The 15339-nt window shown below is 37.9% G+C and carries 14 protein-coding genes, 1 tRNA gene, 1 rRNA gene and 1 other RNA gene; 4 read left to right on the top strand and 13 right to left on the bottom strand.

Annotation, left to right across the window (positions count from 1 at the left end; translation table 11 throughout):
- The 7 genes from B1B04_RS24340 to ffs all read right to left on the bottom strand — a co-directional run.
- A 16S ribosomal RNA gene (locus B1B04_RS24340) occupies window positions 1-187 on the bottom strand; the annotation flags it as partial.
- Window positions 188-479: 292 nt separating this feature from the next.
- Window positions 480-752: a pro-sigmaK processing inhibitor BofA family protein gene (locus B1B04_RS24335; RefSeq protein ID WP_079564092.1), complete on the bottom strand. Its 273-nt coding sequence runs from the start codon at window positions 750-752 to the stop codon at window positions 480-482.
- A gap of 214 nt (window positions 753-966) precedes the next feature.
- A complete protein-coding gene (locus tag B1B04_RS24330) occupies window positions 967-1182 on the bottom strand; it encodes a YaaL family protein (protein WP_079564090.1) in 216 nt (71 codons plus the stop codon).
- Between the two features lie 13 nt (window positions 1183-1195).
- Entirely contained in the window at window positions 1196-1792 is a 597-nt protein-coding gene (gene recR / locus B1B04_RS24325; RefSeq protein WP_079564088.1) for a recombination mediator RecR, read from the bottom strand.
- An 11-nt stretch (window positions 1793-1803) separates the two neighbouring features.
- On the bottom strand, window positions 1804-2118 hold the full coding sequence (locus B1B04_RS24320; RefSeq protein ID WP_079564086.1) for a YbaB/EbfC family nucleoid-associated protein: 315 nt from the start codon (window positions 2116-2118) through the stop codon (window positions 1804-1806).
- A gap of 21 nt (window positions 2119-2139) precedes the next feature.
- A complete protein-coding gene (gene dnaX, locus B1B04_RS24315) occupies window positions 2140-3927 on the bottom strand; it encodes a DNA polymerase III subunit gamma/tau (protein WP_079564084.1) in 1788 nt (595 codons plus the stop codon).
- A gap of 244 nt (window positions 3928-4171) precedes the next feature.
- Window positions 4172-4439: signal recognition particle sRNA large type (gene ffs / locus B1B04_RS24310), an RNA gene on the bottom strand.
- Window positions 4440-4764: 325 nt separating this feature from the next.
- On the opposite strand from ffs, the gene B1B04_RS24305 reads away from it, so the two are divergent.
- From B1B04_RS24305 to B1B04_RS24290, 4 genes are all read left to right on the top strand, one after another.
- Window positions 4765-4857 (top strand) — tRNA-Ser (locus B1B04_RS24305).
- Between the two features lie 430 nt (window positions 4858-5287).
- A complete protein-coding gene (locus tag B1B04_RS24300; RefSeq protein ID WP_079564081.1) occupies window positions 5288-6550 on the top strand; it encodes an ATP-binding protein in 1263 nt (420 codons plus the stop codon).
- The gene (locus tag B1B04_RS24295) at window positions 6551-7429 is read left to right on the top strand and encodes a response regulator (protein ID WP_079564078.1); all 879 of its coding nucleotides are present in this window, start codon (window positions 6551-6553) and stop codon (window positions 7427-7429) included.
- A gap of 90 nt (window positions 7430-7519) precedes the next feature.
- On the top strand, window positions 7520-8794 hold the full coding sequence (locus B1B04_RS24290) for a cation:dicarboxylate symporter family transporter (RefSeq protein ID WP_079564075.1): 1275 nt from the start codon (window positions 7520-7522) through the stop codon (window positions 8792-8794).
- Window positions 8795-8842: 48 nt separating this feature from the next.
- Here B1B04_RS24290 and B1B04_RS24285 read toward each other — a convergent pair whose 3' ends face one another.
- The 6 genes from B1B04_RS24285 to B1B04_RS24260 form a co-directional block, all read right to left on the bottom strand.
- The gene (locus B1B04_RS24285) at window positions 8843-9463 is read right to left on the bottom strand and encodes an RraA family protein (protein WP_079564073.1); all 621 of its coding nucleotides are present in this window, start codon (window positions 9461-9463) and stop codon (window positions 8843-8845) included.
- 147 nt (window positions 9464-9610) lie between these two features.
- Window positions 9611-10519 (bottom strand): methyl-accepting chemotaxis protein, encoded by a 909-nt coding sequence (locus tag B1B04_RS24280; protein ID WP_079564070.1) that lies wholly within the window; start codon window positions 10517-10519, stop codon window positions 9611-9613.
- 106 nt (window positions 10520-10625) lie between these two features.
- Window positions 10626-11153 carry an LOG family protein gene (locus tag B1B04_RS24275; RefSeq protein ID WP_079564067.1) on the bottom strand — a complete coding sequence of 176 codons (528 nt, stop codon included), beginning with the start codon at window positions 11151-11153 and terminating at the stop codon, window positions 10626-10628.
- 279 nt (window positions 11154-11432) lie between these two features.
- Entirely contained in the window at window positions 11433-12101 is a 669-nt protein-coding gene (locus B1B04_RS24270; protein ID WP_079564065.1) for a deoxynucleoside kinase, read from the bottom strand.
- Complete coding sequence (locus tag B1B04_RS24265; protein WP_079564062.1) at window positions 12098-12736, bottom strand: deoxynucleoside kinase; 639 nt, start codon at window positions 12734-12736, stop codon at window positions 12098-12100. Before B1B04_RS24265 ends, B1B04_RS24270 begins: the two co-directional genes overlap by 4 nt.
- A 179-nt stretch (window positions 12737-12915) precedes the next feature.
- Entirely contained in the window at window positions 12916-15327 is a 2412-nt protein-coding gene (locus B1B04_RS24260; RefSeq protein ID WP_079564059.1) for a heavy metal translocating P-type ATPase, read from the bottom strand.
- Window positions 15328-15339 lie beyond the last annotated feature (12 nt).

Genomic DNA, 15339 nt, shown 5'->3' with positions numbered 1-15339 from the left:
AATAGATTATTCGGTATTAGCCCCGGTTTCCCGGAGTTATCCCAAACTATAAGGTAGGTTGCCCACGTGTTACTCACCCGTCCGCCGCTAACGTCAAAGGAGCAAGCTCCTTCTCTGTTCGCTCGACTTGCATGTATTAGGCACGCCGCCAGCGTTCGTCCTGAGCCAGGATCAAACTCTCCATAAAAGAAATTTGATTAGCTCAAATTGTTTTGCTGGCATCATGTTTGATGTCCAAAATTTTGTTTCGTTCACTAACTCAAGGTTAGCTACTGAAAACTTTATTGATTACGTTTTGCTTGTTCAGTTTTCAAGGTTCATATTTCGTCGCCATTTCTTCAACAGCAACTTTTATATAATATCACGTCTCGAACTCGGTGTCAACAACTAAATTATTTTGTTTAAAATTCATTTGTTTAACAACCGTTATCTTAACGACTCTTATTACTGTACCACAATATTTTTTCTTTGCAAGTGTTTTATAAAAAAAAGATTAACGCAGTTACTCCTAGTACACCCGGAATACCTAATATTGCAATGGTGAACACTGAGAATAGATTAATTGGCACTTCATAGCCTGCATATCCTATACCTAAGTGAATAATAAATAATAGTAGAAAGGCAAAAGCAAATCTAAACCAAAACACCGACATTCCTTCTAATATTTTACCCATCTTGGCATGTCTTATTATTATATAAAGAAAAAGAAGCACTATAGGCACACCAATACTCATAATTACTAACCACGACATATGGTTTCCCCCTTAAATATAATTATGAAAGTTTATGTTTCCTATTTTGCTTCTATGAATATCAATTATGCCTCGGAATAATTGTAGCTGTCTCTTTGCTTTCGCTACAGAAAACATTTACCGATACATGTCAGTGAATACCTTTCCAGTTCTGTGCCCATTAACGCATTTCAGCGGATGTTTGGACACCCGCTGAAATACGTTTAAAAAACTATTATTTAATTAATACTTTCCGAATTCTAGCTTCCTTGAATAAATAAAAATGGATACTCTCCGCTACTTTTCGTTGAGCAATTGCTTCTAAATCATAATCATCTATTAGTTCTTCAATTATCTTCGCTTGCTGTAAATCCTCTTTTGTTTCTTTTATAAGACTCACAAGCTTGTCATCGAATTCTTTTTTTAATTTTCCCTTACTGCGGAAGAACATATTAATCCCTCACTCACAATTCTCGGCGACCTTCCATTGCCTTCGATAACGTTACTTCATCTGCATATTCTAAATCTCCACCTACTGGTAGACCATGAGCGATTCGCGTTGTTCGAATACCAGATGGCTTCACTAGACGAGAAATATACATAGCTGTTGCCTCGCCTTCAATAGTTGAATTTGTGGCTAAAATAAGTTCCTGCACAGTCTCATCTTGCAAACGAACCAGCAGGGAAGCGACATTAATATCCTCTGGACCAACACCATCCATAGGTGAAATAGCTCCCTGTAATACATGGTACATACCATTGAAATCACGCATTTTCTCCATTGCAATCACATCTTTTGTATCTTGAACAACACAAATAATAGAATGATTTCGTTGTTTGTCGGTACAAATATGGCATGGATCTACATCGGTTATATTGCCACATACAGAGCAGTAGCTTAAATTTCGTTTAGCATCAATCAATGCCTTCGAAAAGGATAAAACGTCATCCTCTTTCATTGTTAATACAAAAAACGCCAGACGGGCCGCGGTTTTCGGCCCGATACCTGGCAATTTCATAAAGCTATCAATCAGTTTCGATATTGGTTCTGGGTAGTACATTTATTTACCTCCTAGAACGGAAGGTTCATGCCCTGAGTGAATTTACCCATTGTTGCATTTGTTTTTTCATCTACTTTTTTCAATGCTTCATTTGTAGCAATAACGATTAAATCTTGTAGCATTTCGATATCATCTGGATCTACTACTGATGGATCAAGATTTACTTCTACGACTTCACGTTGACCAGTTACAGATACTTTCACCATACCGCCACCAGCAGCGCCTTCAAATTGCTCTGCGTTTAAAGCCTCTTGAGCCTCCATCATTTCTTTTTGCATTTTTTGCATTTTTTTCATCATACCTTGCATATTTCCCATTCCACGCATAAACATATTCCTCCTAAATGATTAGTCTTCAACAATTTCAACAAAATCTTTACCAAACAGCTTTTCCGCTTCCGTCACAAGTGGATCTTGTGAAGCAAGCGGTTGAGCATCGTCGATAAACGGCCCATCTGGCATTTCTGCCGGTGGCGGCTCTAATAACTCTACTTCAGGATCGTTCTCATCCTGAGACTTTTTCTGCTGCTGTAAGCCATGATCACGAATAAACTCTTCACGTAATTTTAACCAGGCCTCATCCGGTGTACAAAGCATTTCATACATAGTACCTGTTTGCCCTGCAATTAATTGTGTGAATTGAGCTTTTAGAGCTTGATTATCAGCAACCATTTGACAATGAATATCATACTTGAATTTTAACACAAAAGCACTTGAAGATGCCGCAACAGGTTCAGCCTCTGCTAAAAGAGCTGATTGAGATTTTTGCATTTGGTTTAATGCCTGCGCCCAAACTGATTTGATACGTTGCACATCTTGCTTTGTAGCATCCTTCAGCACCTCTTGAATACGTCCTGTTGGTGCTTTATAGCCATTTGGATTTTTAGCTCGTGGACGTTGCTCTTTTGGCATTTGGGTTACTTGCACAGAAGCACCCGCTTGCAATTGGGCTGATAGTTGTTGCACCATCTGCTCAAGTGCCACAATTTTTTGAGCGAGCTCTGGGCTCATAGCTACCTCACCTGAAGTAGTAGTTTGGCCAACTGCCCCTCCCGAAAATTGCACCATTTTAAGTAACGCTGTTTCCAAGTAAATCTTTGTATGGTGGGAGAACCTCATTTCCTGCTGTGTTTTTGCTAAAATATCAATGTAACCATATAACAAATCGGGTGCAAAATCATACGCTAATGTAAATACTCGCTCCTCCGGTGATACTAACTCTAATAATTCAGCCAAATCCTCACTTGTCTGCAGTAATAATAAATCACGGAAAAATGTAATCAGGTCCTCTGAAAGGCGAAGAGGGTCTTTCCCATCTGCAATAAGCTGCTCTAATAAAGCAAGCATTCGTGCGACATCTTTTACTTTTAGAGCTTCTGCTAATTCATAGAAAACTTCCTGACTAATAGAACCTGTAACAAGCAATGTGTCCTCTAGCTTCAACTTTTCCCCGCTGAAGGATACAACCTGATCTAATAAACTTAAAGCATCACGCATACCACCAGCTGCTGATTGTGCGATTACCTTTAAACCTTGCTCCTCAAATGGTAACTCAATATCCTCTAATACAACTTTCATGCGCTCGATAATATCATTGGTTGAAAGACGCTTAAAGTCAAAGCGTTGACAACGCGAAATAATCGTTGCAGGCAATTTATGGGGCTCTGTCGTCGCTAAAATAAATACAGCATGAGAAGGTGGTTCTTCTAATGTCTTTAAAAGTGCATTGAAAGCACTGGTAGAAAGCATATGCACTTCATCAATGATATACACTTTATATCTGCTACTAGCAGGAGCAAATCGTACTTTCTCAATGATGTCACGTATTTCTTCAACGCGTGAATTAGACGCAGCGTCAAATTCAATAACATCTGGATGAGAACCATCTGTAATACTTAAACAAGTAGCACATTCATTACAAGGCTCATTTGATGGTGCCTGCTCACAGTTTAAAGCCTTCGCAAAAATTTTAGCTGTACTTGTTTTCCCGGTACCACGTGGGCCAGAAAATAAATAAGCATGCGTTGTTTTATTCGCTAGGAGAGCATTTTGTAGCGTTCTTTTGACATGTGCTTGACCAGACATTTCTCGAAATGATTGGGGTCGGTACACACGATAAAATGCTTGATACGTCAATGATTTCCTCTCCTCTTCTTCATTATATAGAATAGTTCTATTATAGCATTTGCTTCATTATTTATAAAATAGTGTCATCGTTTTTCTAAAAATCCAGGACGATTGTTTTTCACCAGCTCTACTTATAAGGGAGGTTGATGTATCTCTTATGTACCTATCCTACCCGTCGCCTTGTACAATTTGTAAAATAATAAAAAAACGCATCCGCCTTTTGGACGGATGCGTTTGAATTGGCAATTTAATGCCGTGCACCTTTCTTCGACAGCCGCACATAAGCGTTACTCTTGTCGTTAGCTCAGATTAGGCAACCCCGCGGCACATGAATAAGACCACTTAATGCTGCTTCCTTCCGGACCTGACATGGTTCATGGGTATCCATTGCGCAGGACCCAATCGTCAACACTACGTGCAAAAGGCAGACCAAACAATACGGACAGCCTCGAAAAAGGAATTCAGTCTCGCTAGAGCGGATTGCGAGTTACAGGACACCGCTACCTTCCCACCTAGCACGGCAATAACTAGTATACTGACTGTTTTCATAAATTGCAACTTAATACGCATAATATTTGTGTGGAATATTCTATCAGTACTGTAAAAAAGAAATTATTAATCAATTATGCCTCAGCATAATTGCGTCCGGAATCGGCTTTGTGCTTAGAGCCGACACGATGTCGGTCATTTCGGTAATGCCACAGGACGTGGCGTTCTTAGACAGAGTTCCTCTATTTCAGCGGGTGTCCAAACACCCGCTGAAATAAGTTTAAAAAAACTGTTGACGAGAATTTTAAAATATGATAAATTTATTTTTGTCGATGAGACAACGCAACAGAACAACATGGAGGTATACCCAAGTCTGGCTGAAGGGATCGGTCTTGAAAACCGACAGGCGGGTAACACCGCGCGGGGGTTCGAATCCCTCTACCTCCTCCAGTTTTAAAATTCCGACTACGAATGTAGCCGTTTTTTTTTGCCTAAAAATTATATGTAACACTTATTAGATGCCACTTCCGCTTAGGGTGTGGTATTTTTTTATTGTAAATCACGATTTATAACTGATTCATTATGCCTCGGCATAATTGCGTCCACAATCGGCTCTGTACTTAGGTCCGACAAGATGTCGGTCATTTCGGTAATGTCACAGGACGTGGCGTTCTTAGAACAAGTTCCTCTATCTCAGCGGATGTTTGGACACCCTCTGAAAGAAGTTAAAAATCTATACCCCTTTCATCTCAAAGTCGCATTCTGGCCAACACAACGTCAAAAGTAGTGGTACAATTACTTTTATTTCAAACAAGCAAACGAGTTCTTTAGCATATCTTTTCTTTGCTATACTGCTCTGTTAATATTGGGAGGATTTTTTATGCATTCGAAATTTTACATATATCGTGCTTCCCTCACTTGGATTTTCACAATTGCACTGTTAACTGCTGTCGGTAGTGAAATTAAAATAATGCCTTTCTCGAATACAACTTTTCGTTTCGGATTAGGAAGCATCATTTTCTTTTTATGCACTTTACTTAAACCTACACCAATTATTTTGGCTGGGTTTACTACAAGCATCGTGACAACCATTTTCCGTGTTATCATTAATTACTCTTTACATGATGTTCCATTAGTCGATAGTTTACTAATACATTTACCTGCTGCTACATTTTATATATCGTTCGCAATATGCTTACAGATTCTAAGTATTCATCAATATAGAGAAAAACCACTATTGCTTGGATTACTAGTTGCATTTAGTGAAGTATTCAGTAATTTAGTGGAACAACTATTTCACTTTATTATAAATTCTTATACTTTTTTACTCCTCCCTGATTTACTTATACTTTTAGCAGTTGCTTTATTACGTAGTTTTTTTGTTGTTGGTATTTATAGTTCCATTTTAATTGCTGAGCAAAAAAAACGGGTTCAGGAAATGCTTACAATCGGCTCAGATTTATATGTTGAGACACTTTATTTGAAAAAATCTATGAACCATATAGAAGCAATTACAGCTAGTGGATTTGATTTATATCGACAATTAAAATCGCTAGGCTATCGTGCAGAAAGTTTACAGGCACTCCATATTGCCCAGGAAATTCATGAAGTAAAGAAGGATTCACAACGCATTTATGCAGGTATTTCTAAAATTGTTGGTGACAAGAGCTTTGACTCACTCAGATTATCAGAATTATTACATTTTATCGAAGATGGTAACAGTAAATACGCAGAATTTTTAAAGAAAGAAATTGAGTTTATAATAAATATTGATATCGATTTTCAAACGAAAGAACATATTCCTTTGCTTGCGCTTTTGAATAATTTAACAGCTAATGCTATTGAAGCAATTGAGAATCAAGGTATCATTTCTATTGCCATTCAGCAGCAACAGGATGATACTGTATTCACAGTATGTGATAATGGGAAGGGAATTCCACACAGTAATCTCTCTATTATTTTTGAACCTGGATACACTACAAAATACAATGTAGATGGTGTCGCAGCAACAGGTATTGGGCTTTCACACGTTGTTGAATTAGTAAATAAATTAAATGGCTCCATATCCGTCGAATCAAACAATCAAAACACGATGTTTAAAATTAAAATTCCTACGCAAACTATTCAAACAGGAGAGACTTAAATGAGGTATTTTATTGTAGATGATGACCGAGCAAGTCGGGTCATGTTAAAACAAATTATTGAAGATAGTAGTTTAGGTACAGTAATTGGTGAAGCACGCAATGGTGAGGACGCTATTCCACAAATTTTAATGACACAGCCAGAGTTTGTACTGATTGATTTGCTTATGCCGAAGCTTGATGGAATAGCAACAGTCGAGCAACTTATTCAAAATCGTTTTGAGGGACAATTTGTCATGATTTCTCAGGTAGTGAATAAGGAGATGGTAGGTGAGGCCTATGAGCAAGGTATAGATTTCTTTATTCATAAGCCAATAAACCGCATTGAGGTTGAAAATGTTTTACGTAAAACAACTGAACAATTTCGCCTAAAAAACTCATTGCTTATAATTCGCCAATCACTTACAAATATTGATCTAAGTGAACAAATAAATCAAAAAGCGACGTCTCGCGATCATATTCAATCTATCTTAAATGATATGGGTATCGTTGGTGAAATCGGAAGTGAAGATATTATAGCTATTATCGAAACATTGCTTGCCCATCAGCACAAAATTGCACCACTACCTCCATTAAAGGAGCTTTATGAGGAAATTGCAGCTGTCACAAAGGCTACACCAGATGAAATTTTGAAGGAAAGTAAAGCCATTGAACAGCGTGTGCGCCGTACTATATTAGCAGCGATGATCAATCTCGCCAATTTAGGTGTCGTAGATTATACAAACTCGGAATTTGAATATTATGCACCTCGATACTTTGACTTTAAAGAAATTCGTCTGCTTATGACTCAGATAGAAGATCACGAAAATCGTAAAGCAAAAGTGAATATTAAGAAGTTTATTCAGGTGTTATATTCAGACATTTTAACAAAAGTAAATTAATTTTCTCGGATTTTGTCGGATTCCATAAGTCCTCCGTATTATTAAAATAAGGCAAGTCCTAAAAATTTAATATTAGGGGGTACTAAAGTTTTGAAGAAGAAATTTAGAATCAGTTTAGCCACTCAAATTTTAGTCGGTTTGATTTTAGGGATCATTGTTGGCGGTATCTTTTACGGAAACCCCAAAATTGAAACATATTTACAACCTTTAGGTGATATTTTCCTTCATCTAATTAAAATGATCGTTGTACCGATTATTATTTCTACATTAATCGTTGGTGTTGCTGGCACTGGAGATATGAAACAGCTTGGACGATTAGGTGGTAAATCACTTATTTACTTTGAAGTTATTACAACAGTAGCAATTGTAGTTGGTTTACTATCTGCAAACTTGTTCCAACCAGGCGCAGGCCTAAACATGAACGAACTTTCTCAAGGAGATATTTCGAAATACGTTGCAACTACTGAAGAAGTACAGCACGAAGGACCGTTTGATATTATTGTAGGCATTGTACCGACAAATATCATTCAGTCAATGGGTGAAGGCGACATGCTTGCTATCATCTTCTTCTCAGTTATTTTTGGTTTAGGGGTAGCTGCCGTTGGCGATCGAGGTAAACCAGTATTAGACTTCTTCCAAGGGGTCGCAGATGCTATGTTCTGGGTAACGAACCTCGTAATGAAATTCGCTCCACTTGGGGTATTTGGTTTAATTGGTGTAACCGTTTCCAAATATGGATTCGCTTCACTAATACCACTTGGCAAACTTGCTATACTTGTTTATGCAACAATGCTATTCTTTATCTTTGTCGTTCTTGGTCTTGTGGCAAAATTCACTGGTATCAATATTTTCTTCTTAATTAAGGTACTAAAAGATGAGCTAATTTTAGCGTTCTCAACGGCAAGTTCTGAGGCTGTGTTACCACGAGTTATGATGAAAATGGAAAAACTAGGTGCTCCAAAGGATATCGTATCCTTTGTTATTCCAACCGGTTACTCCTTTAACTTAGATGGTTCCACATTGTACCAAGCTATTGCTGCATTATTTATCGCTCAAATGTACGGTATTAACCTAAGCATTGGTGAGCAAATTACGTTAATGCTTGTATTAATGGTTACATCTAAAGGGATTGCAGGTGTTCCAGGGGTATCCTTCGTTGTACTTCTAGCAACTCTAGGTACTGTCGGCATTCCAGTTGAAGGTTTAGCATTCATCGCAGGTATCGACCGTATTCTTGATATGGGACGTACAGTCGTTAACGTAATTGGTAACTCACTTGCGTCATTAGTAATGGCGAAATGGGAAGGCCGTTTCGATACAGACAAAATGAAAAATTACTTTAAAGAAAATGAAAATTTAGCATAAAGATCAAAAAAAATCTCACGATGTACGGATGGCATCGTGAGTTTTTTTTTATTTTGTTAGAACTTTATCTAAATAAGCAATAATAGATTCTTTTCCATTTGTATGCGCCTCTTGTGCACGTATTTCATCTTTTTCAATCTTTACCTCAGCAGCTGCAATAATACGCTCTGCATCTTCCTGTGGTACGACAACGACACCGTCCACATCCCCAATAATATAATCACCAGGACGAACAGAAACACCCCCAATAGCAATAGGAACATTTACTTCCCCACCACCGTTTTTATAGCCAGCTGCTACCGTTGTGCCAAGTGAAAACACAGGAAAGTCTAGCTCGCGAATTGCTGCAATATCACGAATAACACCATCAACAACAAGGCCCTGTATACCAATCCCCCTCGCCAATGAAAGAACAAAATCACCGGCAACTGCACGATTGGTATTCCCTTTAGCATCGATTACTAAAATATCTCCCTCTTTAGCAGCTCGGATTGCTTCCAATACTGCACCATTTTCGCCATCTGGTAAACGCACTGTTACCGCACGGCCAGCAATTTTATAATGATCTGCTAACGGTTTTATATCACTCCGTAAATTTGTATGTCCTCCTGTCGCATCTGAAACAGCAGTCGTTGGCAAATGCTTAAAACTTACTTCCACCTTTGTCATCCATAACACCCCTATTATGATTTATGAAAGCTTACACAATTATTGTAAATAAAACTCATCCACTATTTCAATATATATATCAGAAAATTATGTAAATAAAATATTTGAGGGGGTATTTATTTTACAAAAGACATTTGTTGAAAGAAGTTAAATTATTTTGGTAAAATGCCTCGATTGCTCGTCTAATGCCTCTGCAGCAGTAGTGATTTCAGCAAAATCTTTCGTTGTTACATTAATTTGACCATTTGTTTTTTCAACTTTTTCGGCTATACGCGTGATACTCTCAGTAACTTGTCCAATCTCTCGCTCAATGCCCTCAACATTATCTTTTACTTCTGAAATAGATTGCTCCACCCTTACAGAAAGTTTTCTAACCTCTTTTGCTACTACATCAAAGCCTCTTCCATACTCACCTGCTCTTGCTGCTTCAATAGCTGCATTTAGTGCAAGTAAGTTTGTCTGAGAAGCAATTTCTTGAATGGTTTTCACAATTCCTTTAATAGATTCAGCTTGCTTCTGTAGCTGCGCAAGATTTCTCACATTATCGGCAGACTCTTGTGAAACCTCTTTTACTGTTTCCAGTAAATCCTCGCTATTTTGAATACCAGCCTCCGAACGGCTATGAAGCTCTTTAGACATGACCTTTAATGTATCAGCTACACTGACAATTTCATTTTGACGTTCAGTAATATTTGTTGCAATTTTCGATACGCCAATCACCCTTCTTGAGTTATTAGCAAAGACAGGCATATAAGTAGCCTCAAGCCAAATTCTATTACCTCTTGCATCCATTCTTTCGATTTTATCCTGATAGCTATTACCAGCAGCTAAGTTTCGCCAAAACTTTCCGTATTCTATACTATTTGCAAATTCCGGCAAACAAAAATCCTTATGATCTTTTCCGATCATTTCTTCAACTTTATAGCCTAATGTTTTAGCAAAAAGCTCATTTACATAGGCAACTTTATGGTCCATATCAAAACGGATAATGGCTATATTTCGTTCAATTGCCAACACTACTTGATCATCGGTAACATTTGTATCTATTGCCTGCATAACCTACACCTCTTTCATTGTATTAGCGAACTAAAATTTTTATAGTAATGAGCCTAACAAAAATATTTATACAGATTATTTATTGCAGAAAAAACATGGGCATATATTACCCATGTTTTTTTAATAAACTTAGTACTTCCTCCGATGTAGTAGCTACACGAATAAGTGGCTGTTGTTCTGTTCGTATAAAACCTTCCTCAAGCATTTTCTGAAAGTGTTGTAAAATCGCATCATAAAAGCTATTTACATTATATAGGATTACAGGCTTTTCATGTAATCCTATTTGTGCCCACGTAAACACCTCAAAATATTCATCCATTGTCCCACCACCACCTGGTAAAGCTATAAAAGCATCTGCTAACTCTACCATTTTGGCTTTACGTACATGCATAGACTCCACAAAATGAATCTCTGTTAACGAGGCATGTGCTAATTCCCGCTTCTGCAAATGAGTTGGCATCACGCCAATAACCTCTCCGCCAGCTTCTAATACTGCATCTGCTACTTTCCCCATCAGTCCTGTTTTCGAACCACCATAAACGACACCATGACCATTTTGAGCTAATACAGTCCCTAATTCGGCTGCCTTCTCTGCATAAATTGGATTTATGCCTAAGCCTGAACCACAATACACTGCTATTCTTATAACAATCCCTCCTACCCAAAAGACGTGACACAATAGCTACATATTGTCTCACGTCTTTTAATCATTTATTTTATTCAATTGCTGTTTCTGCCCGGCGCATCGCTTTCGGCCAGAACGCAAAGCTTCCCTTACTATATGTTACATTTTTAAGCACAGTTTATTTCTTATTTACGTAAATGACTTGTTTGTGCCTGCCGCTCCGCTTTCGGCCAGAGCAAAAATTTATCTTCCTATTGTTTTAGAAATATAACCTTCAGTTCAAACCTTTTATTTACGTAAATGACTTGTTTGTTTTAACATATGACTGATGCGGCTCACAATTGATTCAATTGCTTCAGGATTTTTTAATAAATCATAATCATTAATATCTAAACGTAGAACCGGGCATGAATTAAAATTATTGACCCATTTCTCATAGCGATCATGCATTTCAATCCAGTAATCATGCGGTGTTTGTTGTTCCATCGAACGTCCACGCTCTTGAATACGACCAATTACATCATCAATTGGCCCCTCTAGATAAACAAGTAAATCTGGATGAGGGAAGTACGGTGTCATCACCATCGCATCAAATAAATTTGTATACGTCTCATAATCTGTTGGGCTCATTGTACCTTTGTCATAGTGCATCTTCGCAAAAATCCCTGTATCTTCGTAGATTGAGCGATCTTGAATAAACCCGCCGCCATATTCAAAGATTCGCTTCTGCTCCTTAAAACGCTCAGCTAAAAAATACACTTGTAAATGGAAGCTCCATTTTTCAAAGTCCTCATAAAATTTATCTAAATATGGATTCGTATCCACCTTTTCAAAAGACGTACGAAAATTTAGCGCCTCTGCCAACGCTTTTGTCATCGTTGATTTTCCTACACCAACCGTACCAGCGATTGTAATGACCGTTTGTGGTGGAATATCGTATTTCTCTCTCAAATTCATTGTTGCAAACTCCTTTGTTGTAACGTGTCCTTTATTGTTTGTAAAACATATGTCAAATCATTTGGATTTTTTACGAAATCAAGCTGATCACCATTAAATCGAATAATAGGAATTTCAGGATGCATTTTCTCAAAATGCTCGATAAAAGAATGATAATCTGCCACCAGTTGCTCCATGTAATCTCGCGAAATCATTTTTTCAAATTCACGACCACGCATCGCAATACGTTTCATCAACGTATCAACACTGGCATGTAAATAAACAACTACATTAGGTACAGGCATATCTTTCGTTAATATTTTATAGATTTCCTCGTATTTATCATACTCAGTTGATGCCAATGTACGCTTTGCAAATATTAAATTTTTAAAAATATGGTAATCCGCTACAACAGGTTTATCATGCGTTGAACGGAAACTTTTTATATCCGATAATTGTTTATAGCGATTACATAGGAAGAACATTTCCGTTTGGAAGCTCCATTCCTCAATGTTTTCATAAAACTTATTTAGAAAAGGGTTTTCGTCTACTATTTCTTTTAATAGATGGTAATTAAATGCCGCCGCAATCTCTTTCGATAAAGAGGTTTTACCAACACCAATCGGACCTTCTACCGTAACAAATGGAACCGTCACCAGAAGCTCCTCCTTTATGTTCTATGGATTCTATCATCAATTACCTCGTCTTCGAGGTTTTTTTATAATCAGTGCTTTTCATTGTATCATAGTGAGAAAATGAAAGACAGAATCAAACTATTTCTCTATAAAATAGGTGACAAAAAAATAGACCCACCATAGTGGATCTATTTTTAACCTTATAATTTAACTCGCTGTAAACGCAGTGCATTTAATACAACAGATACTGAACTAAACGCCATCGCTGCACCTGCTACCCAAGGAGCTAGTAAACCGATTGCGGCAATTGGAATACCTAATGTATTGTAAGCAAATGCCCAGAATAAGTTTTGTTTAATGTTGCGCATTGTTTTACGACTCATTATGATAGCATCCGCGATACTGTTTAAATCACCACGAATTAGTGTAATATCCGCTGCTTCCATAGCTACGTCAGTACCGGTACCGATTGCCATCCCAATATTAGCTGTCGCAAGTGCCGGCGCATCATTAATACCATCCCCAACCATCGCCACTTTTTTACCTTGAGCTTGCAGTTTTTTCACTTCATCTGCTTTGCCTTCCGGAAGAACTTCAGCAATCACATGATTCACACCAACTTCTGCTCCGATTGCTTGTGCTGTGCGTTCATTATCACCAGTCATCATAATGACAGTAATACCCATTTCTTGTAAACGACTAACCGCTTCTTTTGAAGTATCTTTTACTGTATCAGCAACTGCTACTAGGCCAGCATATTGACCGTTAATCGCAGCTAACATAGCAGTTTTACCGTTTTCCTCTAATTGCTCCATTGTTGGTAAAATATCATCAATATGAATACCGTATTGTTGCATCAATTTACGAGTACCGATAACAACTCCTTGACCAGATACAGTCGCTTGCACACCGTAACCTGGTATTGCTTCAAAAAATTGAACATCTCCTAGGTCGATTCCACGATCAGTAATTCCTTGAACAATTGCTTCTGCTAACGGATGCTCGGATTGCTTCTCTGCTGCACCAATTAACGATAAAAAATGTGCCTCGTCTTGATTCGTCGCTAATACAACATCCGTTAATACAGGTTTACCATGTGTCACTGTACCTGTTTTATCAACAACTACTGTATCGATGCTTTGTGTTTGCTCTAAATGCTCTCCACCTTTAAATAAAATACCAAATTCCGCCGCACGGCCAGAGCCCGCCATAATCGATGTTGGCGTCGCTAATCCAAGCGCACATGGACAAGCGATAACAAGAACTGCGATTAATACTTCTAGTGCAGGTGTAAATTCACCTGGTCGCACCCAAATAATCCAGATTAGAAACGCTACAATCGCAATACCAACAACGATTGGTACAAAAATACCTGAAATTTGGTCTGCTAAGCGTTGGATCGGCGCTTTTGAGCCTTGTGCATCTTCTACAACTTTAATAATTTGAGCTAAGGCCGTATCGCGCCCAACTTTAGTTGCCGTCATTTTAATAAAACCATTTTTATTAATAGTGGAACCGAATAATAAATCGCCTTGCTTTTTATCAACAGGTAAACTCTCTCCCGTTAACATCGATTCATCAACAGCTGTTGTTCCTTCTAACACTTCACCATCGACAGGGATTTTTTCACCAGGTTTCACTAAAATAATGTCGCCAATGACTACTTCTTCTAATGATACTTCTTTTTCTACACCGTCACGAACAACGATGGCCGTTTTTGCCTGAAGGCCCATTAACTTTTTGATCGCTTCAGAAGAGCGGCCCTTCGCTTTTGCCTCAAATAATTTACCTAATAAAATTAAAGTAATTAATACGGCACTCGTTTCAAAATATAGATGAGGGGCATGATGTGACCCCGTAGTAATAATGGCTTGGTATAAACTATAAAAATACGCTGCAGAGGTACCCATCACTACAAGCACATCCATATTGGCACTACCATTGCGTAAAGCTTTGTATGCCCCAACATAAAATTGCTTCCCAATGATAAATTGAACGGGAGTAGCCAACACCATTTGTACCCACGGATTCATTAGAAATTCAGGAACATATAAAAATGATGTAAATGAAAAGTGTCCTACCATCGTCCAAAGTAGTGGTAATGAAAGAATGGCCGAGAAAATAAATTTTTGTTGCTGTTGCTTAATGGCCTGTTCTCGATGATCTACTGTCTCTTGCTCATCTGCTTTTTGATGCGCTTCATATCCTAATTTTTCAACCTTCGCAATCATATCTGCAATCGTCACCTCAGATGGGTTAAACTCTATAGTTGCTTTTTCGAGCGCTAAGTTTACGTTCGCAGAGGATACACCTGCTAGTTTATTTAAACCCTTTTCTATCCGTGTTGCACAGGCCGCACATGTCATACCTGTAATATTGAATTCAGTTTTTTGTTTAACGACACCATAACCAAGTGCTTCAATTTTCTTTTCAAAGTCTTCTTCATTTAGTTTTGTCGGATCATATTTAATGGACGATTTTTCAAGAGCTAAATTAACCGTCGCTTGTTCTACACCATCCATTTTATTTAAACCTTTTTCTATACGAGTTGCACAGGCTGCACATGTCATACCTGTAATTTGCAAATTCGCTTCCTTTATTTCTGAACTCATAATCATTTCTCC

Source organism: Lysinibacillus sp. KCTC 33748, from assembly GCF_002237755.1.
In the GTDB taxonomy this organism is placed as follows: domain Bacteria; phylum Bacillota; class Bacilli; order Bacillales_A; family Planococcaceae; genus Lysinibacillus.
The sequence above is the reverse complement of the archived record's forward strand: the minus strand, read 5'-3'. Positions and strand labels throughout refer to the sequence as shown.